Annotated in this window: 21 protein-coding genes and 1 riboswitch; of the genes, 14 read left to right on the top strand and 7 right to left on the bottom strand. The window is 61.4% G+C overall.

The features are described 5' to 3' along the window. The first annotated feature begins 7 nt into the window (after nt 1-7). Both J2Z75_RS14990 and J2Z75_RS14985 read left to right on the top strand, forming a co-directional pair. Nucleotides 8-1,672 (top strand): calcium-binding protein, encoded by a 1,665-nt coding sequence (locus J2Z75_RS14990; protein WP_209853572.1) that lies wholly within the window; start codon nt 8-10, stop codon nt 1,670-1,672. Nucleotides 1,673-1,857: 185 nt separating this feature from the next. Continuing rightward, nucleotides 1,858-2,064 (top strand): hypothetical protein, encoded by a 207-nt coding sequence (locus J2Z75_RS14985; RefSeq protein ID WP_209853571.1) that lies wholly within the window; start codon nt 1,858-1,860, stop codon nt 2,062-2,064. A 94-nt stretch (nt 2,065-2,158) separates the two neighbouring features. Here J2Z75_RS14985 and J2Z75_RS14980 read toward each other — a convergent pair whose 3' ends face one another. Together J2Z75_RS14980 and J2Z75_RS14975 are read right to left on the bottom strand one after the other, a co-directional pair. Further along, on the bottom strand, nt 2,159-3,259 hold the full coding sequence (locus J2Z75_RS14980) for a hybrid-cluster NAD(P)-dependent oxidoreductase (RefSeq protein WP_209853570.1): 1,101 nt from the start codon (nt 3,257-3,259) through the stop codon (nt 2,159-2,161). A 2-nt stretch (nt 3,260-3,261) separates the two neighbouring features. Further along, nucleotides 3,262-4,512, bottom strand: coding sequence for an aromatic ring-hydroxylating oxygenase subunit alpha (locus J2Z75_RS14975; RefSeq protein ID WP_209853569.1), 1,251 nt, complete (start codon nt 4,510-4,512; stop codon nt 3,262-3,264). A 121-nt stretch (nt 4,513-4,633) separates the two neighbouring features. Then, nucleotides 4,634-4,831: riboswitch (cobalamin riboswitch) on the bottom strand. A gap of 356 nt (nt 4,832-5,187) precedes the next feature. Here J2Z75_RS14975 and J2Z75_RS14970 point away from each other — a divergent pair. The 4 genes from J2Z75_RS14970 to J2Z75_RS14955 all read left to right on the top strand — a co-directional run bounded on the left by J2Z75_RS14970 (nt 5,188) and on the right by J2Z75_RS14955 (nt 8,988). Further along, nucleotides 5,188-5,793, top strand: coding sequence for a DUF6656 family protein (locus J2Z75_RS14970; protein ID WP_209853568.1), 606 nt, complete (start codon nt 5,188-5,190; stop codon nt 5,791-5,793). Nucleotides 5,794-5,927: 134 nt separating this feature from the next. Next, entirely contained in the window at nt 5,928-6,902 is a 975-nt protein-coding gene (locus tag J2Z75_RS14965; protein WP_209853567.1) for an L-threonylcarbamoyladenylate synthase, read from the top strand. A gap of 246 nt (nt 6,903-7,148) precedes the next feature. Next, on the top strand, nt 7,149-7,442 hold the full coding sequence (locus J2Z75_RS14960) for a hypothetical protein (protein ID WP_209853566.1): 294 nt from the start codon (nt 7,149-7,151) through the stop codon (nt 7,440-7,442). A 112-nt stretch (nt 7,443-7,554) separates the two neighbouring features. Beyond that, a complete protein-coding gene (locus J2Z75_RS14955; protein ID WP_209853565.1) occupies nt 7,555-8,988 on the top strand; it encodes an FAD-binding oxidoreductase in 1,434 nt (477 codons plus the stop codon). Between the two features lie 11 nt (nt 8,989-8,999). Here the strand turns inward: J2Z75_RS14955 and J2Z75_RS14950 are convergent, their stop codons facing one another. Continuing rightward, a complete protein-coding gene (locus J2Z75_RS14950) occupies nt 9,000-11,306 on the bottom strand; it encodes a DUF1217 domain-containing protein (protein WP_209853871.1) in 2,307 nt (768 codons plus the stop codon). A gap of 348 nt (nt 11,307-11,654) precedes the next feature. Between J2Z75_RS14950 and J2Z75_RS14945 the strand changes: the two genes are divergently transcribed. Next, nucleotides 11,655-12,221 (top strand): DUF6101 family protein, encoded by a 567-nt coding sequence (locus tag J2Z75_RS14945; RefSeq protein ID WP_209853564.1) that lies wholly within the window; start codon nt 11,655-11,657, stop codon nt 12,219-12,221. Nucleotides 12,222-12,583: 362 nt separating this feature from the next. Here J2Z75_RS14945 and ubiA read toward each other — a convergent pair whose 3' ends face one another. From ubiA to J2Z75_RS14930, 3 genes are all read right to left on the bottom strand, one after another. Next, nucleotides 12,584-13,543 (bottom strand): 4-hydroxybenzoate octaprenyltransferase, encoded by a 960-nt coding sequence (ubiA, locus tag J2Z75_RS14940; RefSeq protein ID WP_209853563.1) that lies wholly within the window; start codon nt 13,541-13,543, stop codon nt 12,584-12,586. A 58-nt stretch (nt 13,544-13,601) separates the two neighbouring features. Beyond that, entirely contained in the window at nt 13,602-14,411 is an 810-nt protein-coding gene (locus tag J2Z75_RS14935; RefSeq protein ID WP_209853562.1) for a MipA/OmpV family protein, read from the bottom strand. 142 nt (nt 14,412-14,553) lie between these two features. After that, nucleotides 14,554-14,802, bottom strand: a complete 249-nt coding sequence (locus tag J2Z75_RS14930) for a hypothetical protein (RefSeq protein ID WP_209853561.1) — start codon at nt 14,800-14,802, stop codon at nt 14,554-14,556. Between the two features lie 12 nt (nt 14,803-14,814). Between J2Z75_RS14930 and J2Z75_RS14925 the strand changes: the two genes are divergently transcribed. Together J2Z75_RS14925 and J2Z75_RS14920 are read left to right on the top strand one after the other, a co-directional pair. Next, a complete protein-coding gene (locus J2Z75_RS14925) occupies nt 14,815-16,227 on the top strand; it encodes a cytochrome P450 (protein WP_209853560.1) in 1,413 nt (470 codons plus the stop codon). 8 nt (nt 16,228-16,235) lie between these two features. Continuing rightward, on the top strand, nt 16,236-17,216 hold the full coding sequence (locus J2Z75_RS14920; protein ID WP_209853559.1) for a lysophospholipid acyltransferase family protein: 981 nt from the start codon (nt 16,236-16,238) through the stop codon (nt 17,214-17,216). Between the two features lie 42 nt (nt 17,217-17,258). Here J2Z75_RS14920 and J2Z75_RS14915 read toward each other — a convergent pair whose 3' ends face one another. Beyond that, nucleotides 17,259-18,074: an AraC family transcriptional regulator gene (locus J2Z75_RS14915; RefSeq protein WP_209853558.1), complete on the bottom strand. Its 816-nt coding sequence runs from the start codon at nt 18,072-18,074 to the stop codon at nt 17,259-17,261. A 110-nt stretch (nt 18,075-18,184) separates the two neighbouring features. On the opposite strand from J2Z75_RS14915, the gene J2Z75_RS14910 reads away from it, so the two are divergent. The 5 genes from J2Z75_RS14910 (at nt 18,185) to J2Z75_RS14890 (ending at nt 25,034) form a co-directional block, all read left to right on the top strand. Continuing rightward, the gene (locus tag J2Z75_RS14910; protein WP_209853557.1) at nt 18,185-19,384 is read left to right on the top strand and encodes an MFS transporter; all 1,200 of its coding nucleotides are present in this window, start codon (nt 18,185-18,187) and stop codon (nt 19,382-19,384) included. A gap of 193 nt (nt 19,385-19,577) precedes the next feature. Beyond that, a complete protein-coding gene (locus J2Z75_RS14905; protein WP_209853556.1) occupies nt 19,578-20,621 on the top strand; it encodes a polyamine ABC transporter substrate-binding protein in 1,044 nt (347 codons plus the stop codon). Further along, complete coding sequence (locus tag J2Z75_RS14900) at nt 20,618-23,011, top strand: putative bifunctional diguanylate cyclase/phosphodiesterase (RefSeq protein ID WP_209853555.1); 2,394 nt, start codon at nt 20,618-20,620, stop codon at nt 23,009-23,011. Before J2Z75_RS14905 ends, J2Z75_RS14900 begins: the two co-directional genes overlap by 4 nt. Before the next feature lie 97 nt (nt 23,012-23,108). Then, the gene (gene purD, locus J2Z75_RS14895; protein ID WP_209853554.1) at nt 23,109-24,380 is read left to right on the top strand and encodes a phosphoribosylamine--glycine ligase; all 1,272 of its coding nucleotides are present in this window, start codon (nt 23,109-23,111) and stop codon (nt 24,378-24,380) included. A 129-nt stretch (nt 24,381-24,509) separates the two neighbouring features. Continuing rightward, nucleotides 24,510-25,034, top strand: coding sequence for a plant virulence effector HPE1-like domain-containing protein (locus J2Z75_RS14890; protein ID WP_209853553.1), 525 nt, complete (start codon nt 24,510-24,512; stop codon nt 25,032-25,034). The last annotated feature ends 208 nt before the right edge of the window (nt 25,035-25,242 follow it).

Below are 25,242 nucleotides of genomic sequence, written 5' to 3'. Positions count from 1 at the left end.
TGAGCAGATGACGACAAAGATTGTGATCAGCAGCAACCGCACCGCGCCGGTGTCGGTGCTGGAAACCGACAGCATATTCGTCCTCAACAAGGGCGTGACGCTCAGCACATCCGCGACCGCGCTTGTGGCAACCGGGACGGCGACGGCGCGTGACTTCTACATCAACGGCACGGTACTCTCGGCGTCCAGCTACGCCTTCCGGTTCGGCTCGACCTCGGTCGCCGACAGCAAGAGCGAATTCGTCGTCAGCAGCTCCGGCAAGGTCTCCGGCCAGGACTACGGCCTCAAGATCGACAGCGGCAGCCTGGAACTGACCAATGACGGCACCGTCGAGGCGCGTCTGACGGCGATCACCGCGGCAGGCAAGGCAACGCATCTCGTCAATACCGGCCTGATCGAATCCTCTTCCGGCGCCGGCATCTCGGTTTCCGGCAGCAGCGCGATCGTCACCAATCACGGCACCACCCATGCGGCGATGAACGCCGTGCAACTGACCGGCAGCTCGGCGTTGCTCACCAACAACGGCGAGCTGCGGTCGGACAAGGCATCGGCCATCGTCTCGACCGGCAACACCGCGACGCTCACCAACCACGGTTCGGCAATCGCCTATGGCACGGCCGTCGCTTCGTCCGGCGCGGACGTCAAGCTCACCAATGACGGAAGCGTCACGTCGACATCCGGAACGGCGATCATCGCCAAGGGCGACGACGCCGTCGTCACCAACAGTGGTACGATCAGCGCCGCCAAGACGGCGGTCGCGCTGACCGGCGACGATGGCAAGATCACCAACAACGGCCTGATCGAAACCCAAGGCTATGCCATTGCGGTATCGGCCGACGGCGCCATTGTCACCAACAACAAGACGATCACCGCGGGCGGCGGCATCAAGGTGGCCGGAACCGGCGAGACGGTGACCAATGACGGCACGATCACCGGCACGGTCGCTTCCGCCGCAACCATCGATTTTTCCGCGGCAAGCGCCGCGAGCCTGCACAATAACGGCCTGATCAAATCCGCAGGCACGGCCTTTCTCGGCGGCAGCAGTGCCGATTCAGTCTTCAACAGCGGCACCATCATCGGCGCGATCCGGCTCGGCAGCGGCAACGATTATTTCGACGGCACCGGCGGCAAGGTCAGCGGCACCATCTATGGCGGCAGCGGCAACGATGTCTACGTGATCAGCGACGCGGCGATCAAACTGTCGGAATCCTCCGGCGGCGGCACGGACCTCATCAAGGCGACCGTTTCCTTCACGCTCGGCAGCTCTTTCGAGAACCTGACGCTGAACGGCACGGCCGCCATCAATGCCACCGGCAATGCGCTTTCCAACCAGCTGCACGGCAACAGCGGCAAGAACACCATCGACGGCAAGGCCGGCAACGACATCATCTGGGGCCATGGCGGCGGCGATATTCTCACCGGCGGCACAGGCGCCGACCAGTTCGTCTTCAATACGGGTGACGGCAAGGACACAATCACCGATTTCGCAACAACGGACCACGACATCCTCGACCTCAACGGCATTGCCGGCATCAGCGATTACACGGACCTCACCCAGCACCACATGACGCAGGTCGGCAGCGATGTGCTGATCGACGGGCTGAACGGCGACAGCATTTTGCTGAAGGGCGTAAAGATGGCCGCGCTGGATGCGGGTGATTTTCTGTTCTGAGGCAGAAGATCGGCAGCTGCGCCGGCGCCCGGGACTTGTCATCCCACCCGGTCCTGTTTCACTCGATATCGCCGGCGGATCACCCACCATTATAGGGTGCCTACAGAAAGCAAGCCTCGCGTAAGTTGCAATCCCTAACCTGGAGGTAGCAATCGATAGGGAGCGTGAAAATGCGAACCAGAGATATGACCTATGAACTTCTCAAAGCGTCGAAGATGAGCGCGGAACGCAGCAACAGAAAGATGCTCGTGTTCCTGATCGAGATGGCAATGCTGGAGGCTGAATTGGCCATTTCAGGCAGCCAGGATGCCAAACGTCCCCATCCGGTTCATATTCCCCAGATACCGCGATCGGGAACGGCGCATGCGAGGACCGATATCAGGAACACATGATGCCGTGAGTTCGCAACGCTGCAAGGCGGAGGGGTGACAGTTCACGTCACCAAGCCCCCTTCTGCTGCTTACCCGTCTTTTGCTTGCCGGCAGCTCACGCCTCGATCTGCACGTCCCCGATCGGCCGCGAACAGCAGGCGAGGATGTATCCTTCGTCGATCTCGTCGTCGAGGATGCCGCCATTGTGGTTCATCTCGACTTCGCCGGAAATCTTCATCACCCGACAGGTGCCGCAGAGACCGCCTTCACAGGCGGCGCCGATGCGCACGCCGGCCGAGCGCGCCGTCTGCAGGATGGTCTGGCCGGGCTGACACTTCGCCTGCTTGCCGGCCATCGTGAAGGTGACGTTGGACACCGAGGCGGGATCGACGGCAGCCGTGACGCCGGCGCGGATGGCAAGTTCCGCCGGATCTGGAGCGTTGGCGGGCTGGAAGCTTTCCTCGTGATAGTGCGTCATGTCGAAGCCGGCTGACTTCAGCGTCTCGCGCACGCCGCGCATGAACGGCTCCGGGCCGCAGCAGAACACCGTGCGCTCCATGAAATCGGGCGCCAGGAGCGAAAGCTTGGTGCCGTCGACGCGGCCGCGCAGGCCATGCCAGCTGTCGCGCGGCTGATGCCCCTCGACGATGAAGCCGAGCGACATGTTGGGCATGTGCGCCGACAGGACTTCCAATTCACCGCGGAACAAAAGGTCTTCCGGCTGCCGTGCGCAGGAGATGAAGGCGACATTGCTCTGCGGCGTGCAATCGGCCATCCAGCGGGTCATCGACATCATCGGCGTGACGCCGGAGCCCGCCGAAATGAACAGGTATTTTTCGGCCGGATAGCGCACGAAGGTGAAATCCCCGAGTGCGCCGAAAGCCTTCAGCGTCATGCCGGGCTTCAGGTGATCGAACATCCAGCGGGTGCCGATACTGTCCTTCTGCGCCTTGACGGTGACCGCCACCGAGAAGGGCCGCGACGGGCTGGACGACAGCGTATAGGTGCGCATCACCGGATCATCGGGCGTTACCGGCAGTTCGAGCGTGACGAACTGGCCCGGCAGGTAACGGAACCAGCCGGGCTTGTTGGATCTGAAGGCGAACGTCATCACGTCCGGAGCCTCGGCGGTGACCGAAATGCATTCCAGGAGATGCTGCCGGTCGTTCCACGGCTTCAATTCGTCGAGATGCTGGAAGGATGCTGCAATCGTCATGCTCAGGCAACCCGAACCAGCGACGGCGATGCCGTGCTGCCCTGGAGGCGGTCCGCCATGAAATTGGTGTACCATTCGACGAACTGCATGACGCCGCCTTCGTGTTCCGGCGAATAGGGGCCGGGCTGGTAGGCGGGAGAGCGGATGCCGAAGGCGTTTTCCTCGACGATCTGGCGATCCTGGTCGTTGGTCTCGGTCCAGACATGCGTCAGCTCTTCGATCGTGTAGTCGACGCCTTCGACAGCATCCTTGTGCACCAGCCACTTGGTGGTGACCTGGGTAAGCTCGGGACCGAGAGGCAGCACGCGGAAGGTGATGGCGTGATCGGCCAGCACGTGGTTCCAGGTCGACGGATAGTGGAACAGCAGCAGCGTACCGATATGGCTCTGGCTGACATCGTCGGAGAGCTGGCGCTTGACGGCGCGCGCACCCGACATCGTGTAGCTTTCGGCATCCTGGATCAGCGGCATGCGGGCGACACGGAACTGGCCGCTATGGTCGATCTTGAATTCGCTCGGCAGGCCGGCAGCCTCGCACTTCGCCCAATGCTCGGCGATGACCGGATCGTCCTTGGCGCCCTGGACGCCGGTTGCCGTCGGGGCTTCCGGATAGGTGCGGCAGAGTTCCGGGTGGTTTGCGGCGCAGTGGTAGCACTCGCGGTTGTTTTCCCAGACGAGCTTCCAGTTGCCCTTCTCGATGATCGTGCTTTCGAAGGCGACCTTGGTGTCCTTCAGATTGTGCGGCATGACATAGGAGGAGACCATGTCGCGCACCGGCTGGAAATCCATCGCCTCTTCGGCCAGGCAGATGAAGATAAAACCGCCGATGGTTTCGCAATGGATCGGCTTCAGGCCGTGCTGGTTCTTGTCGAAATCCTCGCCCATCTGGCGGGCAAACAAAAGCTTGCCGTCGAGCTCGTAGGTCCACTGGTGATAGGGACAGACAAGCTTGGCGGACGAGCCCTTGGCACCGGCGCAGACGCGCGAGCCGCGATGGCGGCAGGAATTGTGCAGGGCGCGGACGGTGCCGGTGCGATCGCGGACGACGACGACCGGATATTCGCCGACCTGGACGGTGAAATAATTGCCGGATTTCGGGATTTCGCAATCGTGGCCGATGAACAGCCAGTCCTTGTACCAGATCTGCTCCATGTCGACCTTATAGAGATCGGGATCGGTATAGAAAGCCTGTTCCAGGCTGTGGCCGGCACGCCGGTTCTTCAATTTGCGAAGGACTTCACTGCGGAGATCCATGGTCGTTTCCTTGTGCTCGCCAACTCTTTTGAAGTTGCGGCAGACAGGAAAGGAACCGCCACCGCGCCGGGAGTGCGCGTGGTCTACAGGTTCTCCTTCCGGCTGCCCGCCGCAACCCAGACATCAATTTCGCCACAAGGCTGGTTTCCGGGCTCTGGAGCTGTCCTTTCGGACCATCGCGGCGCCTTCCCGGATTTCTCCAGTGGCCTTTTGCCGAGGTTTCGCTCCACCACCGTTGCGGGGGCAGCGCCGGATTTCGACCGGCTTCCCAATTCTCCGCCCTCCCTATAAAGGCGGCACCTTGAGTGTCCCTATCTAACCCTGTACCGCAGCCCGGCAGCTGCCGATTAGCGACATCCGATTCCAGAATGACGACACGGTCCAAGTTGCTTTGCGGCGCGGCCGGAGTGGCTATTTTATAAGCATAAACAACGACCTTTCCTGATTTTTCAGCAGATGGCGTCTTTTCCGCCACACGTTGGCAAATTCTGGGCAGGCGCGGTCTCTTTGCGACATTTTTCGGCGCCGGATACAGAGTGTCCCGCAAGCCTCGCTCCATGGCAAAAGGCTACCATCCGGAAAGACTGCGTTAACCCTGACACTGTAGCTTTCCCTGATGAACGTTTCCGCCCCGGCGTGCTCTCAAGCATTCCGCCGCTATCCTGGTGCAGGCCGATGTCAAACTTGAGATATTTCGACGCCGCCGCCGTCAAAAAGCCGGCTCCATTGCCGAAAGTGGCTGTTCATACCGAGTTTCTGCGCACCGGGCGGATCAACCGGCACCAGCAAGAATGGAGCCCGACTGAAAAGCGCTACCTGACGCATCAGGAAGTCGCCGCCCGCACCGGCCGCAAGCTCGAAACAGCGGCAACGGTAACCCATGACCGGATCAACGGCTTCCACCGTTCGATCCGCTTCCCCAAGCTGCTCTTTCACCGCACGCTCGCCGACAGCCCGCATCTCGGCTATTGCCACGTGACGGCCGCGCGGACCAAATTCGCCAAGTTCGACGATGTCCGCTGGTCTTTCTACATCGCCAATTTCTTCTCCGACATCGGCGACGACGAGCATTTCTTCGAGAAGATCAAGCTCGGCTATTCGCGGATGTATTTCGCGGTGGCCACTGAAATGGACGCAGAGGCCGGCAAGCTGACCGTCAACCGCGCCATCCACGAGAACGGCCTTTTGTTTCGCACCCGCGATCCGAAGGAGGCCTTGAAGAACGTGCTTTTGCTCGGCGCGCGCAACGAGCAGCTTCGCAAGATCATCAACAGCCTCTGAATTGTCCGCCTGCGACCCGGCACAGTCGACGGCGCCTTGCAAATGCGCTTGGCAATATCCCGTCAAGCCCTGTAAAGGAAACGGCGGAGCGCCTGCCTGTCTTTCCAGATGGCGCATTGACGTTTGGACGCTGCATGGCCCTCATCATCGACACAAGGACCGAACCGGATCGCGCATTGGCGATAGCCTGCGAAACGCTCGGCCAGGGCCTGCCGGTCGCGATTCCGACGGAGACGGTCTACGGCCTGGCGGCGGACGCCACAAACCCGGATGCCATCAGCCGCATCTATGAAATGAAAGGCCGACCACGTTTCAACCCGCTGATCTGCCATGTCGCCGATCTTGCCATGGCCGACGAGCATGTCACCTTCGATCCCCTGTCGCGATGGCTTGCCGAGGCTTTCTGGCCGGGACCGCTGACGCTGATCCTGCCGCTGAAACCGGGCAGCGGCGTGCATCCACTTGCTTCCGCCGGCCTCGATACGCTCGGTATCCGCATGCCGGACGGTTTTTCGCGCGCGGTCATCAAGCGCTACGGCAAGCCGCTGGCAGCGCCGAGCGCCAATACCTCCGGCAAGATCAGCCCCACCAGCGCCGCGCATGTCGATGCCGATCTCGGCGGCAAGCTGGCACTGATCCTTGATGCCGGTCCGGCCGAAATCGGGCTGGAATCAACCATCCTCAAGGTGGAAGACGGCGAGATCCGGCTGCTGCGGCCGGGCGGTCTCGATGTCGCCGATATCGAGGCGCTGACCGGGAAAACCGTGCTGCGGCCAGAGACTGCGGGCGCCGCGATCGAGGCGCCGGGCATGCTCGCCTCGCACTACGCCCCGGGAGCGGCGGTGCGGCTGAATGCGACGGATGTCAAACCCGGTGAAGCACTGATCCGGTTCGGCGGCTCGGCACTGGCCGGCGAGGAGAATGCCGCCCTCGTTCTCGATCTCAGCCCAACCGGCGATCTGCGCGAGGCCGCCGCCAATCTGTTTGCCTATATGAAACAGGCCGACGCATCGGGCGCCACGACCATCGCGTTCGGCCCCATTCCACAGGATGGATTGGGCGAGGCGATCATCGACCGGATCGAACGGGCCGCGGCGCCAAGAATGTGAATAGAGAGTTTTGAACGCTCCGCCTCACTCTGCTGAGTGACGAGCCGTTAACGTATGAGCGCAATATTATACACGTGCGCCGCTTCTTCGACCCTTCTTCAATTCGGCGGCATCATGCAAACCGGGATGCATATGAATAAGGTTACGGAAACACTTGTCTTGGTATGCCTATGTCTGATTGCCCCGCTCGTGTTCATAATCCCAGCCAACCTTCTGCGGTGGTTTTCCAGCGGGTCATTTGAACCAATGGTCGATAACCTGATCACCTATATGGCTCTTCTTCCAGTGTTTGGAGTGGCGGCGATAACATCTGGCGCCTACCGTTTGTTTCGGCATGTCCACGATGATATCGACGGCAACATACTGGCATATGCGACTGCGGGTGCGCTCGGTTCTGGCCTTATATTGCTGATCGCCGACGTGCTGGACGAATACTTTACCCCAGGTTTCAGCGGTATCTGGATGGCTTTCGGCCTTGTTGCGGGTTCAGCCTTCGGGGCGATCTACGCGCTTTTATGTAACCGCCTGCAACGATCATGAACCCAACGGCTTTTTAAGAGATGCTCGGGAGAGACCAGAGGAAACGGTCCACCATCTCAAAACCCTGAATGCGGGTCTTGCGCGTCACTTGCGGTTGCGTATGTATTCGCTCATGACCAATACCATCCCCTCCTCCGACCTCATCGCCCGTTTCGCTGCCATCGTCGGCGCAAGCGATGCTCTGACGCAAGCCGCGGACATCACCCCCTATCTCATCGAATCGCGCGGCCTCTACAAGGGCACGGCACCGCTGGTGCTGAAGCCTGGCAGCGTCGCGGAAGTTTCGCAGATCCTGAAACTTGCCAGCGAGACCGGGGCCGCGATCGTTCCGCAGGGGGGCAATACCGGCCATGTCGCAGGACAGATCCCGCGCGCGGGTGCGGCCGATATCGTGCTGTCGCTGGAGCGGCTGAACCGGATCCGCGATATCGATCCGGTCGGCAATGTCATCGTCGCCGATGCCGGCTGCATCCTTGCCGATATCCAGAAGGCGGCGGAGGAACACAACCGGCTGTTTCCGCTGTCGCTCGGCTCGGAAGGCTCCTGCCGGATCGGCGGCAATCTTTCCACCAATGCCGGCGGCACGGCGGTGCTTGCCTATGGCAACATGCGGCAACTGTGCCTCGGCCTTGAGGTCGTGCTGCCGACCGGCGAGATCTGGGACGGGCTGCGGCGGCTGAAGAAGGACAATACCGGCTATGATCTGCGCGACCTGTTCATCGGCGCGGAAGGTACGCTCGGCGTCATCACCGGCGCGGTGCTGAAGCTGTTTCCGCAGCCGCTCGGCCATCAGGTCGCCTTTGCCGGTGTGCAAAGCGTTGCCGATGCGCTTGTCCTGTTCGACAAGGCGTCCAGCCTGTGCGGCCCGGCGCTGACCGGCTTCGAACTGATGCCGCGCCTCGGCGTCGAATTCACCGCAAGACACATTCCCGGCGTCCGCGATCCGATGGACACGGTCCACGCCTGGTATGTCCTGATCGATATCTCGACCTCGGATTCGGCAGAGAGCGCCGAACGGATGATGCAGGCATTGCTCGAAACGGAAATCTCCAGCGGCCTCGTCGAGAATGCCGTTGTTGCCACGAGCGAAGCGCAGCGCAAGAGCCTCTGGCACATGCGCGAAAGCATGTCGCCGGCGCAGAAGCCGGAGGGCGGGTCGATCAAGCATGACGTCTCGGTGCCGGTCTCCAGCATTCCGGCCTTCATGGCGGAAGCGGACGCGGCGGTGATGAAGGCCATTCCCGGCGCCCGCATCTGCTCCTTCGGCCATATGGGCGACGGCAATATCCACTACAACATCTCGCAGCCGGTCGGGGCCGACAAGGATCAATTCATTGCCCGCTGGCGCGAGATGAACGCGATCGTCCACGGCATCGTGCTCCGCTACAACGGTTCGATCTCGGCCGAACACGGCATCGGCCAGTTGAAGCGCGACGAACTGGCGGACGTGCGTTCGCCGATCGAGATCGACCTGATGCTGCGGATCAAGCATGCTTTCGACCCAGCAGGGATCATGAATCCCGACAAGGTGCTTAAAGTCCGATAAAGAAGAAGCAGTTAGCCGCCAAGACGCAATTGTGAGAGACTCAGCAGCGTATCGGCGCTGATGCCGTTTGAGCCGCTGCCCGACAGGATCAGTTCCGCGCCGGAAACATCGACATTGTTCTCGACGTCATAGAGGGCGGTGAAGCGGACGAGCAGCTTTTCCAGTTTCTCCGGATCGTGCAGATCCTCGACATCCAGCACGCGATTGATGTAGGCGTACTGGACATCGACATCGGCGCTCGACATTTCTTCCGGGATGCTGAACGTCGTCTGGATGACCTGCAGCAGCGCGCTGTCGGCCAAAAGATCATAAGCCGTGTTGACGCCCGACGCCATGCGGCGGAAATAGAGTGCCAGGCGGACGCCGGCATTGTCCTCGCCCTTTTCCTCCTCGAGCGTCTGGTTGAGGTAGAGATCCTCGGTCTCCAGCAGACCCCGCTTTGTCTGTATCCCCTGGGTCGGACGCGCGAGATTGCCTTCGGCATCAAAATTGTAGGACGAAACGATCTCTTTATAGAGTGTGGTGTTCGGGTCGGTATTGATCGCGCTGTTCGGATCGCTGAAATCGGATTCGAACATCTGGCGGAGATAGTCCGTCGTCACGGTCTCCGGATCGAGGCCGGCGGCGACGAGGATGAAGTCGACCAGGCGCCGGTTGGACAGCAGGCCATCAAGCGTTTTGACCTTCTCGACCTCGGCGCTGTAATACTGCGATTCCTCCGTCGCCTTGGTTTTGTCCTCCTCGGTACCGAAACGGCTCTTCTCGATCACATAGGATTTGGCGGTGTTGAGGATTTCGGATTCGGCCTGGGCCAGCATCGGCACGCCGAGCGTTCCGTCGGCATTGAAGTTGAAGGCTTTTGCCAGCTGGACGTAGCGATCGTCCTTCAAGGTGTAGACATAGCTGTTCGGATCGGTGAGATCGCTGGTCAGCACCTTCTTCAGTTTGCGCGACGTGTCGCCCTCGTCCTGAAGACCGACCGCCGTCAGCGCCAGCGACATGATCTTGTTGTCGGCGAGCAGATCGTCGACATCCGACACGACGCCGATCAAGGTCTTGTAGGATGAGATCAGGGCTGCGTCCGTCGCTTCGTCGGCGTCATCATAGCGGTCGATCCAATAGGCGGATGTCGTCGCCGTCTGTTCCGCGGTCTGCGCCGTATCACCGGCGGCCAGCGTTCCGTCCGTCTGGAAATTGAAGGCGGCGGCAAGCTCCTTGTAGATCGCATTGTATTCGGTGCCGCCTTGCGTATTGGCGTAGCTTGCCGGATTGCTGAGATCGCTGGTGAGGATGTTTTCCATCGTCGAATTCAGCATGCTCGACGGCAGGCCGTAGGCGATGCGGATATAGGCAAACAGCCGGCTGTTGTCGAGGATGTCGTCGACCTTGGTGACGCTTCCGATCGTCGAATCGTAATAGAGCTTGTTGAGCTGCGCCGCCGACGAGGAAAGCCGGGGCTGCTGGAAGACATAGGCTTCGTTGGTCGATGCCTTCTGCATGTCCGACATCGGCAGGTCGCCGGCAGCCAGCGTTCCATCGTCCTGAAAGTTGAAGGCGGCTGCAAGCGGCGTGTAGTCCGGCGCATTGGTGATGGCAGCCTGATACTGCGCAATGAGCTTGCTGGCCGTGCTGCTGGTGTCTGCCAAATCCGCAGGCGTGGCGGTGGCCTGGATATTGGCGATCTTGTCCTGCAGGCTCTGCTTGTAGCTCGCTGCCGCCGTATTCACATAGCTGTTCGGGTCGCTGACGTCGCTGGTGACGACATCCTTGAAATGCTGATAGGAGACATAACGGGGATCGAAGCCGAACGCGGTCAGCACGTAATTCTTAAGCTTGTCGTTCTGCCAGAGCTGGTCGACCGTGGTCACCCTGTCGATGGCTGCGTTAAAATAACGCGTGTCCTCTTCGACTGCCTCACTCTGGTTGGCGATGCTCTGCGTGTAGAGGCCGATCAGCGAATCTTCCTGTGCGTCGCTTTGGACCACCTCGGTCGATTGCGAAAAACTGAAGGCCATCGCGAAATTGCGATAGCGCTCGTCCGTCAGCATATTGGCGTAGCTGCTGTCGTCGCTGAGGTCGCTCTCCATGACCTTACGCATGAAGGCCTTGGCATAAGTCATATCTTCCAGCCCATGCGCCTTCATGGCATACGCATAGAGCCGGTAGTCATCGAGAAATTCGTCGATGGAGGTGACCTTGCCGATATTGGCCTTGTAATACTCGGTTTCGCGGGCGACCTGCACCTGTTGCGACGTGCGCTGAAGGCTCGTCTTCATATCGCGGGTGATAAGATTGTAGTCGATAAATGTGGAAACCATTGCCGCTCTGCCGATCGCCTGAAATTGCCTGACGGATGCCATCCTGAAGGACGCAATGCCGCGCAGTGCGGCCATGATCACCGGCACCATCACCTTTCAGCCTTGTGCGTGGCTTTTCCTTGAACCCGCACCGCCCGATCGCCGCTTGAGCAAAATGCCGCCGATTTTCTTCAGGTTTGGGAAACCCTGCCGGGTTGGTCTTTGCTAACCATCAGGAAATGCAAAGTTTTTTAACCGCGATTTTTAAGTCGTCTCAAACGGCCACCGCCTATCCTTGGGTCATAGAGGACGAAAAGTCCCAAAGAGAAGACCGGGAACCGGCTCTCAAGGAAAACAAGGGCGATTGAAATGCTGAAGACACTTTCTCAACCGGCTTGGGTCGAAACCACGCTGCGACTGGATCCGAAACGCTTCCCCCAGCAGGCAACCTACAGCTTGCACGGACAGTCGAGCAATGTCACCATCAGTCTGGATGAGCGTGGAGCCGTGTTGCGCAAGGTTCTGCCGTCCAGCGGACTGCCCCTGTCGATCGCGCTGCCTGCACGCGCCTTCAAGGGTGTCGCGGCCCGTGCCATCGACCATGGAGACGGAGAAGTGACCGTGACGCTCGAACTTCACCACGACGACCCGGAGCTCTGCATCCCGCTTCTGGTCGCCCATGATCTTTCCGATATCGCCGCCGACTGGCGCACATGGTCGGAAGCCTACCGTATCCCGATGATGATGGTCGAGGCCGACGGCGTTGCCCGGCCGCTGGAAGATCATCTCGGCGAAGTGCGCACCCGCGATATCAAGCCGCGCCGCCGCCATTCGCTTTTCAACGATCGCCGCCCACGCTTCCTGATGCGCCGCTCGACCGGCAACCTCGGCGTCAACATGAAGATCGACGGCCGCGAAATCATCGCCCGGAACTGATTTTCGACACAATTTCCAAGCCCTCCTCCAGTGCAAAAGACCGGCCGTCCCTGCGGTCGGTTTTTTGTTTTTGTTTTCAAACGGATATCAAGCCTTTGGAAAACCTTGAGAATGCCTTCTTGATGCCACAGGCCGCCTGCACATTGCCGGCACGAGAAGGAGACATTCCATGCGCACATTCATCCTCGCGGCCATCGCCGCCTTTTCCGCCCGCTTCGGCAAGACGAAGAAGAATCGCGATCAGGAATTGAGCTGGGCTTGATTCGTGAATCGCACGGCGACCGTGCGCGATAAACGCGCGGCGCGTTGAAGGTTTGCTGCGGTGGACCACTGCCCTCCGGCCATCCGGAGGGCCTTTTATTTCATGCCAGCCGGACCAGAAGAGCTGCGCAAAGCCCTGCAAAGACGATCAGCCCGACGATGTGGTTGAACTTGAACAAAGCCAGGCACTGCTTGGCGTCGTGGATGTCGAGCACGAGAATCTGGTAGAACAGCATGACGGAAGCGACGAGAAGGCCCGCATAGGCGAGCAACCCTGCCCCGGCAATCGCGAACGAGACGAACAGCAGCAGTACCGTCAGCCCGTAGAGGCCGAACAGCCAGGGACGCGGACGCTCGCCGAACCGCCGCGCCGTCGAGCGCACGCCGATCAGCTCGTCGTCTTCCTTGTCCTGATAGGCATAGATCGTGTCGTAGCCGACCGTCCAGGCAATGGCTGCGAGATAGAGGACGATCGAGGCCGGCCCGATGCTCCCGAACTCGGCCGACCACCCCATGATCGCACCCCAGGAAAAGGCAAGGCCGAGGAAGAACTGCGGCCAGTCGGTAAACCGCTTGGCAAAGGGATAGACGGCGACAAACACCAGCGAGAAGACGCCGAGGAAGATCGAGAAACCGTTGAACTGCAACAGCACGACCAGACCGGCGAGCGCCTGCAGCACCGTGAAGATCTTCGCCTGGCGCCGCGTCACACGGCCCGACGGCAGCGGCCGCGACCGGGTGCGCGCCACGGCCATGTCGATATCGTGATCGACGATGTCATTATAGGTGCAGCCAGCGCCGCGCATGGCGACCGCGCCGATGAAGAACAGCAGCAGATGAAAGGCAAAACGGGCGAGCGAAAACGTTCCGAGCGCCGCCGCCGCGTTGGCTGCCAGCGCCGCCGACCAGAAGCATGGCCACATCAGCAGTTGCCAGCCGATCGGCCGGTCCCAGCGGGCAAGCTGCGCATAGGGCCAGAGCGACCTCGGCAGGACGCGGTAGACCCAATTGTTGGATGGCGCATCGTGGACGCGCCCGGAATCGGCTTGATCGGTGCTCATGCCATTTGTTTGCAACTGCCGGCGAGCGCGGTCAAGCGATCAGGCTAAGAGGCCGAACTCAATCCAGCGTGAAATCGAAGCGGTAGGTCGCGGAAAGGCCGACCAGGAACTGGTCGCGGCTGCCGCCTTCCCTGACGATGCTGGAATCCGCCGCCGGGCCCATCAGCCGCTTGTATTCGGCAAAGGCGCTGGTTTCGAGTTTTTCGGTCGCCTGCCAGGTAATGGCGGCACCGGCGCCGACCGAGTTCAGGCCGCCGGAGGGCGTGTATTTCGAATAACCCGACTTTGCCGCCTCCGATGAACTGACGCCGTAATAGGCATCGAAGTAATCGCTGGTCGCCGCCGACAGGCGCGGTCCGGCAGACAGGCGCACGTTGTCGCTGACATCGACGAAACCATCCGCCGCGACATCGGCGACAAGGCCGTGATGGCTGCGGATACCCTGGCGCAGCTCGGCGCGGATGCGCAGCCAATCGGTCGGATAGACCTCGGCAAAGCCGCCGAGTTCGCCGCCGAAGCGCACGGGATCGAGGCCCTTGAGATCGGACGAGGTGTCCTCGTCACGCTCGAAGATCAGCTTGCCGACGACGCCGGCGCGAAAGGCGCCCTTGTCGACGAAGGCGAAGGCCGGATTGTCGTTGCGCGAGGAAAACCGCACCGTGCTGCCGGCGCGGCCGAGCGAAATCAGCGGCGCGGCCTGGAACAGGCGATCGGATGCGCCGTCATATTTCGGACCGAGGAAGCCGGTGGCACCGACCTTCAGATACCAGTCTCCGGACCAGAAATACTGGCCGTCCTGCGCGCGGGCGGAGGAAGAAAGGGCGATGAAAACACCAACGGAAAGGGCAAGGGCGGATCGGCGGGACAAGGCGGAACTCCGGATACAAAGCCCCGCGACGACCGGGCGCGACGCAACGAGCCGGCAGCGGAGAACGGGGCAAAACTGAAAAGGTTCGTTTCGAACGCGGTTATAGGCCTTAGCTCACTACCATCGCGTTAACCAGAAGCTTTCAGTGTTTCTTTTCCATATCAGCGCAATCGGAAACCGGAAAAATCATTGACGGCGGGGCAATGGGCAGACGCCCGATGCATGCAGCGGCTTCAACGGGACGACGGTGGTCCGCGAACTTGCGAAAATCGGATTCTTCCAGATCTTGCCTGGCCGCCAAGGCAGACGATTGCAGCGAACGGCTTTTATGTGCTACCGCTAAAAATAGGTTTTCCCGCTGCTTTTCATTGTCATTTCCAGCCTGTTGCATTGGTAAACAAGCATGCGCTTCTCGCTCCGGGTCGCCCCGCCGAAGATCATCGAGACTCGTGGCAACGGCGTTTTCGAGCCGGCCAGACCGGAACCGTTCACCGGCCCCCCGCGGGATTATCTGAAGATGTTTCTGCTTGCGCGGAAGGACTATCTCAGCGTCTTCCGCAGCGGTGATTACCGCAGCCGCGTTTCCCAGATGCGCGGGTTCGGCCGGCAGCTCGTCATGGTCAATGTGCCAGAGCAGGTCAAATATGTCCTCGCAACGCGCCACGACAACTTCGAGCGGAAGAGCCCGGCAATGCGCCGGGCGCTGGAATATCTTCTCGGTGACGGGCTCTTCATCTCCGATGGCGAAACATGGAAGTGTCGGCGCCCGCTTGTCTCCGACATCGTCCACAAGAGCCGCCTGCCGCAATTTGCCGGACACATGGAGGCGGTAACACTCGACCTCGTACAGCGCTGGCAGGGGTTGCCGCCGGACACTGTCATCGACGCCCTCGCGGAAATGGGAGGCCTCACCGCCGAGATCATTGCGCGTGCCGTCTTCGGCGACGACATCGGCCCGGACGACGCCGGCGAAGTGGTCGCCGGCTTCACCAGCTTCCAGAGCCTCGTCGACAACCTCAATCTCGCCTATGTCGCCGGTTTCGACAACGGCATTCCTCTTTTGAAGACGCCGCGCCTCAGACGGGCCATTTGGCGGGTTCGCCGCGTGATCGACCGGATCGCCATCAACCATCTCGAAGGGCGCAGCCACGACGGCTCCATGCTGGACCTGCTTGTCCGTCGCCAGCAGAAGAACCCCGAACTCGGCCTCGACCACGATGCGCTGCGCAACGAGGCCGCCACCATTTTCATGGCCGGGCAGGAGACAACCGCCGCGACGCTCACATGGGCCTGGTATCTCCTCGCCAACGCCCCCTGGAGCGAAGCTGCACTGCACGAGGAGATCGAGCGCGTCTGCGGTCGAAGGCCGCCGACCCTCGACGACGTGCCGAAGCTCGAATACTGCCGCGCGGTGGTCGAAGAAACACTGCGGCTCTACCCGCCGGTACCCGTTCTTGGACGCCAGGCGCGGGAGGCGGACCGGATCGGCAGCATCGACGTCCTGCCGGCGGCCATCATCACCATCTCGCCGTGGCTGCTGCACCGCAACCCGGACATCTGGACCCGGCCGCACCATTTCGTGCCCGAACGATTCCTCGGCGGGTGGCGCCCGGTGCCCTATTCCTACATTCCGTTCGCCAGCGGGCCGCGCATCTGCGCCGGCTTGCAGTTCGGCCTCACGGAAACAATCCTGTGTCTCGCGATCCTCGCGCAGCGCTTCACCGTGCGGGTCGCGCCGGGCGCCACGGTGCGGCCAGCCTCCCGGCTGACGCTCAGGCCGCAGAATGGATTGCCCGTGACGATCCACACCAGATGAGCCGGCACATGCGGACGAAAACCAGCGATCCCAAGCTTGTCACTCGCAAGGCCTTCGTCTGGCAAGAGGAAGCGCCACCGCGGCTCGCCGATCTCGTGGCCGGCGGCGAGGCACGCCGGCGGTTCCTTCGCTACTGGGTTCGCGACCTGCTCCGCGATCTGCCGAAGATGCTGAGCTATCATATGCTCAAACTGCTTCCGACCGGCATAGCCTCGGAACTCGGGGCATTGCACTACCAGGCGATCAGACGCTTCTATCCGGCACACAACGCCCGCATTGACGCCAACGCTGCCCGTATTCGCCCTGACCTCGATCCCGCCGCCGTCACCCGCCTCAACTGGCGCAACAAGGGGCGACTGATGGCCGAATTCTCGGTGCTGCCGAGAGTCGGACCGGCAGGCCGAATCCGGATCGAAGGGGCCGAAAATATCGCCCGCGCCCGCGCAGAGGGACCCGTCATCATCCTCGGCCTGCATCTGAGCAACTGGGAACTGCTGTTCTCTGTGTTGCAGCGGATGTCTGTCCCGTTCGCCCTCTTTTACATGCCGCCGGAAAGCCGCGCAGAACACCACATAGCCCGCAAGGTAAGACAGAGCATCGGCGCAACGCTACTGCCGCCCGGCGTCGCTGGCGTGCGCCCGGCGATGAGATTGCTCGGCAACCACGACGGCGTCGTCATGTTGTTTGGCGACGAAGGTTTCGACGGGCGGATCATGGCGCCCTTCTTCGGGCGTCCGACCCATCTTTCCGGCAACCTCGCCGTCGCGGTTCGTCTCGCGCGTCACTCGGGAGCGCTGATCGTACCCGCCTATGTGACACGACGCAGGGGAGCGCACTTTACCTGCCGCTGGCTCGCACCGATACGGCCTGCCGAAACCGACGACCCGGGTACCGCCCTTGCCGGCGATGTCGAGCGGCTCAACGCCGTGATCGAGCCGATCATCCGGCGGCACGTTGGCCAATGGCACTTCCTTGACCACCAGCTCTGACCTTTCAGATCTGTTTCAGAGCCAAATTGAAATACAGCTTCGTCAGGCCGCGCGCGATTTGAGGTACGTGCTCGGCGAACTGCCGAGCATCCGGCGGAACATGGTGGTAAAGGCCGCGATATTCTCATAGCCCGCATCAAGCGCGACATTGGTGATCGGCTCGCCTTCGGCGAGCCGCGGCAGCGAGGCGAAGATGCAGGCTTGCTGGCGCCAGGTGACGAAGCTGACGCCGGTCTCGACGCGAAACAGCCGTGTGAAGGAGCGCCGGCTCATGCCGAGTTCGCGCGCCCAATCGTCGATCCCGGCATTGGCATCGGGCGATTTCAGGAAATGGCGGCAGAGACGGTCGAGCCGCGCATCGCCCGGAAACGGCAGGCCGAGCGGGCGCTCCGGCAGCCGGCCGATCTCGTCCAGCAACAGCTCCATGATCAGGCGTTTGCGCCGTGGAGCCAGCGGTTTTTCGTCCGATTGCACCAGTTCCTCGATCAGGCTGCCGGCAAGCGGCGTGATTTCGAGCACACGCGGCACGTCGGAGACGACGATCGATGAACTGACATAGATGGAATGCATCCGCACGTCGCTGATCATCTCGCTGAAATGTTCAAGACCTGCCGGAATGAGCAAGCCGTGACCCGGCGGTATCATCCAGCGGCCGCCGGCGGTGCTGACCAGCACGACACCATGGCGGGCGCACCAGAGCTGCGTTTTGGTGTGGCTGTGCGGCGGCCCTCGAAAGCCCGAAGGATAGATGCGGCCAAGCGCGAGAACGGGCTCTTCGCCGCTTTCGATCCAGGAAAGACTCTCGAAATGCTGGTCGTCGCCCTGGCTATCCTGTCCCGTGAGATCGATTGTCCGCATTTGGCCCACTCTCGAAAGAATGCGACCACAGCACAAAAGCAGGCCAGACTCAAGCGATGTAGGACAGCACATATCCAAAAATACGACGTTCGACGGGTGAGGAAGACAGCATGGCAACGGTATCATCAGGCGCGCCGGTCAGCGCGGAGAAGACGGCGGTTTCCGTCATTGTCGCGGTCAGCTTCTGCCACATGCTGAACGACATCATGCAGTCGCTGCTGACCTCGCTCTATCCGCTGCTGAAAGCCAACTACGCGCTCGATTTCGTGCAGATCGGCCTTCTGACTTTCGCGTTTCAGGTGACCGCATCGCTGCTGCAGCCCGCCGTCGGTGTCGTCACCGACCGCTGGCCGATGCCCTTTTCGCTGCCGGCCGCCATGCTGTCGACCTGCGCCGGGCTGATCACGCTTGCCAATGCCCACCACTTCTATGTTCTGGTCGCCGGCGCCTGCCTGATCGGCATCGGCTCGGCCATCTTCCATCCGGAAGCGTCGCGTGTCGCACGGCTCGCCTCGGGCGGACGGCATGGCCTCGCCCAGTCGCTCTTCCAGGTCGGCGGCAATACCGGCACGGCGATCGGACCGCTGCTGGCCGCTTTCATCGTCATTCCTCAAGGCCAAAGCAGCCTCAGCTGGTTCTCGGTCATCGCTCTGGCAGGCTTCATGGTGCTGTCCTGGGTCAGCGTCTGGTACACCCGTCATCGCCGCAGTTCGGCAGGCCGCAAAGCCGTCAGCCGCGCCCTGCCCTTGCCGCGCAACCAGGTGATCTGGACGCTGATCGTTCTCGTCATCCTGACGGCAACGAAGAACGCCTATCTCTCCAGTCTTTCCAGCTATTTCACCTTCTTCACCATCGAGAAGTTCGGCCTCGGCGTTCAGGATGCCCAGCTGCTGCTGTTCCTGTTCCTCGGCGCGTCCGCCGCCGGTGTGATCTTCGGCGGACCGATCGGCGACCGGTACGGCGCCCGCTTCGTCATCTGGTTCTCGATCCTCGGCGTCATCCCGTTCGCGCTGCTCCTGCCCTATGCCAATCTGTTCTGGACAGCGGCATTGGTGATCCTGATCGGCTTCATCTTCTCCTCGGCATTCTCGGCCATCGTGGTCTTTGCACAGGAGCTGGTGCCCGGCCGCGTCGGTCTGATCGCCGGCATGTTCTTCGGCTTTGCCTTCGGCTTCGGCGGCATCGGGGCTGCCGTGCTCGGCGTCTTTGCCGACCGCAACGGCATCGAGTTCGTCTATACGATCTGCTCCTACATGCCGCTGCTCGGTCTGCTGACCATCTTCCTGCCGAAGCTTCCGAGCCACCGGTAATACCAAATCTCGATGATACCCATTGCCGCAATCGCAAGCTACCCGGAATACCGCAGGTGACCGGGCAGCTTGCGCTGCGATTTCAGCGGCGCCGCTGGCTTTTCAACCGGACTGCAACCCGGTGCATCCTCTTGTAAGTATTCATCAAGCATTGCGCGCTAAGGTCGCCCAGGGGACTATCGGGGTGATTTCGATGCGCAAGACGTTAATAGCCGTTTCTGCCGCGCTAGCCGCGCAGTTTGCTGCCTCGCCAGGGCATGCAGAAACACTGAACCTGTTGATTTGGGAATCCTATATCGACCAGAACATCCTCGATCGCTGGACGGAAAAGACCGGCGTTGCCGTCAACCAGATCTATTACGATAGCGGCGATGCGCGCGACGAGGTGCTTTCGGATCCGAGCAGCAATATCGATCTTGCCGTCATCGGCGAAAATGGCGCCGATCTCTTCGGAAAACGCGGAATTCTTGAGCCGTTGACAGAGACGAATGTTCCTTCGCTGAAAGACTACAAGCCCGACTGGAAAGCCCGCTGCGCCGGCTATGCCATGCCCTACCTCTGGGGCACGATGGGGATCGTCTACCGCTCCGACATGGTCAAAACCACCCCCACCTCCTGGAACGACCTGATGTCTCCGGCGCCCGAACTCAAAAAACACGTTGCGATGTATGACGATCACAACGAGGCCTTCATCGCGCCGCTGGTGCTGCTTGGCAAGTCGATCAACGCCAATGACAACGAAACGCTGAAGGCCGCGTTCGAGGTGATGAAGAAGCAGGCGCCCTTCGTGCTGACCTACGACTACGTGATCACCTCGATCCAGAGTCCTGAAAACGGCAAGAACATCTACATGGCGCTCGCCTATAGCGGCGACCAGCATGTGCTCAACGACAAGGCCGGCACACCCGGCGTCTGGCGCTATGCAGTGCCGAAGGAAGGTACGCTCTCCTGGCTCGATTGCATGGCGGTCACCGCCGCCTCGCCGCGCAAGGGGCTTGCGCTGCAGCTGCTTGATTTCATCGGTTCGGCGGACAATGCAGCGGCCAACGCCGAAGCGCTGACGATGCCGACGGCCAACGAGAAGGCGCTTGATCTCATCCCGGCCGAGATGCGTTCCAACCGGGAAATATACCCACCCGCCGAAATCCTGGCGAAAAGCCAGTACCAGAAGGAACTCTCAGTCCAGTCGATCCAGACGCGCCGGCGCATCATCAGCTCGATGGCAAACTTCCAGTGACGCTCGGCAAACGCGCTTTCTTCCTGATCTTTCCGGTCGTGCTGGCAGGCTATCTGCTGGCGGCGTTCTCCGTCTATTTCGCGCAGGGAAATTCGGTATTCGCGCTGGAGCGCGCGCGCCTTTCGCAGCAGCTCGATCACCTGGCAGCGCTTTTCCGCAACGAGGTCAGCCAGAGCCGCAGCTTCCTTTATTCGATCCTCGAAGGCAACGCGGTCCGCCTGTTCGTCTCGGAAACCGATGAGACCTACCGCGACAATGCGCTGGCCCTCCGGCTGCAGCAGAGCATCCGGTCATTGTCCGACGATCCGAAGATGTTCATCTCCTTTGCCATTCTCAATCCGGACATGACGCCCGGTTACTATTTCGAAAACAGCGAAGACCCCTTCGCCGAGATCGGCGAGCCGCAGTTTGCGCTGGCACGCCGGCTGACCGGCGGCAGCCAGTTGCGCGACTGGACCTATCTTCACGATCAGCAGACACGGCCGTTGATCGTCTATTCGGAATTCATCGATCCCGTCACCTTCAGCCGTCCCCTGCCGAGCGCCAAGAAGAATGCGCTGCTGGTTCAGGTGGCAATCGAGCCGACGCAGTTTCTCGGCATGCAGCGCATCCTGCAGAAGGAATATGGAGCGGCGATCGACTTCGACGCGGCACCACCGCCGCAGCCCTCCGACGAACTCTCCGCATCCGTCCGCCTCGCCCCGTCGCTGTTTGCCATGCTGGCGGTTCCGCCGTCCCACAAGTCCGGGAACAAGGCGCAGCTGAGGCTGCTGCTTGGCCTGGGTGCGCTGGCCATGAGCCTCATCTCGGTCGGACTTATGATCATCCTCATCCGCCGTTTCATCACCAATCCGATCTCTGTTCTCGACCGGCAGGTGACGGCGGTGATGAGCGGCGAGAACGATGGCATCAGGGAAAGCGGCGCTGCCGGCGAAATCGGGCGGCTGACGGGCAACATCAAGCAATTGCACGACCAGTCGCAGCGTGCACTGAAACTCGTGCAGCATGCCTCCTGGACCGACACGCTGACCGGCATCAGCAATCGCGGCCACTTCAATACGCTTGCCGCCGATATCGTGCAGCAGGTCAGGAACGAGGGCGGGCATTGCAGCCTGCTGTTCATCGACATCGACAACTTCAAGTTCGTCAACGACAAATACGGTCACGAGGTCGGCGACGACCTTTTGAAAACGCTGGCACTCAGGATCGAAACCGCAGTCGGCGAGATCGTCACGCGCAGGGCCTTGCCGCCGGTGATCTTCGCCCGGCTTTCCGGCGACGAGTTCGCGGTTCTCGTTCAGTCTGCCTCGGGCGACGGCACGATCCGCGAAATGTGCGCCATCATCCTTTCGCTGTTTGCCAACGGTTTTGAAGTGCGCGGCAAGGACTATCCGGTGACCGCCAGCATCGGCGTCGCCATCTGCCCGACGGACGCGACCAACCTGGCCGAGTTGATCTCCAATGCCGATGCGGCCATGTACCAGGCCAAGACCAACGGCAAGAACCGCTCCTCGCGCTTCTCCCGGGCGCTTCAGGACAAGCGCGACCGGATCCGCCATATCCAGGAAGAACTGCGGCTGGTCGATCCGGACGAACAGTTTCACCTTGTCTACATGCCGATCGTCGATGCCGGCGGCAAGGTTACCGGCTGCGAGGCGCTGCTGCGCTGGGTCTCCCCCACGCTCGGCAATGTAACGCCGGACGAATTCGTGCCGATTGCCGAGAGCTCGGGCCTGTTCACCAAGATCGACTGGTGGGTGATCAACCGGGCGATGTCGGAGCATCACCGGCTCAAGCAGCTGTTCGGACAGGATACGGTGCTTGCCATCAATATCTCGTCGGCGGAGCTGCACTCGAAATCGATCAGCGATTATTTCTGCGCCTGCCTCGACAGGCACGGGCTCGATCCACGGACGATCGAGATCGAGCTGACGGAAACCTTTGCGGTCAAGCTTGGCGATCAGTTGCACCGAAACATCGAAGCCTTACGCGAACGCGGCTTCCGCATCTCCATCGACGATTTCGGCGCCGGCTACACCTCCGTGCAGCAGATCATCGAATACACGGCAGACACGATCAAGCTCGACCGGGCGCTGGTGGAGAACCTTGCCAACAAGGAATCGCTGCCGGCATTGAAGGCGATGATCGCGCTTTGCCACGCGCAGAACATGTCGGTGATCGGCGAAGGCGTCGATACCCACGAGAAGCTGGCGATGCTGACGGCGGCCGGCTGCGATCAATACCAGGGCTATCTCATCAGCAAGCCGCTGATCCTGTCCGATCTCTCGATCTGGGCGCTGAAGCGGACGGCAGAAATCGCCGGCCGCGACGGAGACCGCGTTCTCGTCAAGGACCGCAGACGCCGCGCCGGATCGTCGAGCCTGCTGTGAACCGCCTGGAATGGCGGCATAGCGCCGATTTGTCCTTGACGTTCGATTGCCCTAGCCTTAACCGGCAACGCATCACGGCGGGCTGCGGGAGTAGGCGATGAGAGTTCTGTTGATCGGGTCGGGCGGGCGCGAGCATGCGCTGGCGTGGAAACTGGCGCAATCGCCGCGCCTGACGGCGCTTTACGCCGCCCCCGGCAACCCCGGCATCGCCGAGGAGGCAACGCTCGTCGATCTCGATACCGAGAACAACGACGCTGTCCTTGCCTTCTGCGTCAGGGAATCCATCGACTTCGTCGTCGTCGGCCCGGAAGCGCCGCTTGTCGCCGGATTGGCCGATACGCTGCGCGACGGCGGCATCGTCGTTTTCGGCCCCTCGGCGGCGGCGGCCCAGCTTGAAGGGTCGAAGGGCTTCACCAAGGACATTTGCGCCAAATACGACATCCCGACCGGCGCCTACCAGCGCTTCACCACCGCCGAGCCGGCCAAGGCCTATATCCGCGAACAGGGCGCACCGATCGTCATCAAGGCCGATGGCCTTGCCGCCGGCAAGGGCGTCACGGTGGCCATGACGCTCGATGAGGCGCTCGAGGCCGTCGACAGCTGCTTTTCCGGCACATTCGGCGCGGCCGGCGCGGAAGTCGTGGTCGAAGCCTATCTCGATGGCGAGGAAGCCAGCTTCTTCTGCCTCTGCGATGGCACCTCGGCACTCGCCTTGGCCTCGGCGCAGGACCACAAGCGCGTCGGCGATGGCGACACGGGGCCGAACACCGGCGGCATGGGCGCCTATTCGCCGGCGCCCGTCATGACGGCGGACATGATCGACCGCACCATGCGCGAGATCATCGAACCGACCATCGCCGGCATGGCCGATAGCGGCCATCCCTTTACCGGCGTGCTGTTCGCCGGGTTGATGATCACCGCCAAGGGCCCGGAGCTGATCGAATACAATGTCCGCTTCGGCGATCCGGAATGCCAGGTGCTGATGATGCGGCTGAAGAGTGATCTGCTGCCCCTGCTCTATGCCGCCGCCACCGGCACACTTGCCTCCGTCACCGCCGAGTGGCGCAACGAGGTGGCGCTGACCGTGGTGATGGCTTCCAAGGGGTATCCGGGCGCCTACGAGAAGAACACGCCGATCGCAAAGCTGCCGCACGAGGACGCCGCGACCAAGGTGTTCCACGCCGGGACGGCGCTGAAGGACGGGCAGCTGGTCGCCACCGGCGGCCGGGTACTGAATGTCACCGCCATGGGCAAGACGGTCTGCGCCGCCAAGGACACGGCCTATGCGGCTCTCGATCGCGTCGTCTGGGACAACGGCTTCTGCCGCCGCGACATCGGCTGGCAGGCGATCGAGCGCGAGAAGGCCTGACCTGCAACCGCTACTGCCCAAGTGTTACAGCGGCAAATCGAAAAACTCATTCAATCTTTACCAATTCTCCTGACGGGAACGTAACGGAGAACGGATATTTTCCTCTGACGATTTCAGAGGAGAATGCCGATGCGCGCCCTGTTGTTCACACTCGCCAGCCTGGCCGCCGCCGGCACGGCCGGCGCGTCATCGGTCGAGAATGCGACGTCGGCATCGGACGGTGACAGCATCTCGCAGCTTTCCTGCGCTCACTGCCCGCCCCCGGTGGTCAAGAAGAATACCAGCTACATCGTCCCCGAGGTTGCCCTCGGCACCGAGCGGGTGGAGCTGAAGGAAATCAACGGCGAGATGAAGCTGGTGCGTACAGAAGCCTGGCTCGGCGGCTCGCCGGTGGTCTTCATCACCAAGGCTTCGGACGAAGCCATCAAGGCCGCACAGGCCAAAATGCCGTCTGCCGAACATCTGGCGAAGGCTGCGACGGGAGATGCGCTGCCGGACGAAGCCGAAGCGACGGCCACTCTTTCCGTCATCGACGGCACGGCGAAAACCGGCGCTGTTTCCACCGCGTCGATGGCCGGAATGGCCACGGTCACGCCGCAAGACAGCCATTCACAAGAAGTTGATCTTAAAAACTTCCAACTTCGGCTAAAATAACCCTCGTACTTCCCTGTCCCTGCCCTAGCCAGCCGCTTGAAAGGCTGATCGGGCAATCGCCCTCCAGGCGAGAAGTTGCGCCCCTGAGAGAAGCAGGGGCGCAATTTTTTTGTGCACTGCAAAATCCTGACATTTGCCGGCCGGCGAATAGCTCTTTTTTAAGCATATTCGGATTAGCGTAGTCGCGGAAATGATTTCCGGCGGTCGC

This window comes from Rhizobium herbae (assembly GCF_017873135.1).
In the GTDB taxonomy this organism is placed as follows: Bacteria; Pseudomonadota; Alphaproteobacteria; order Rhizobiales; family Rhizobiaceae; genus Pararhizobium; species Pararhizobium herbae.
Note: the sequence above shows the minus strand (reverse complement) of the source record. Positions and strands in the feature narration are given on the sequence as shown.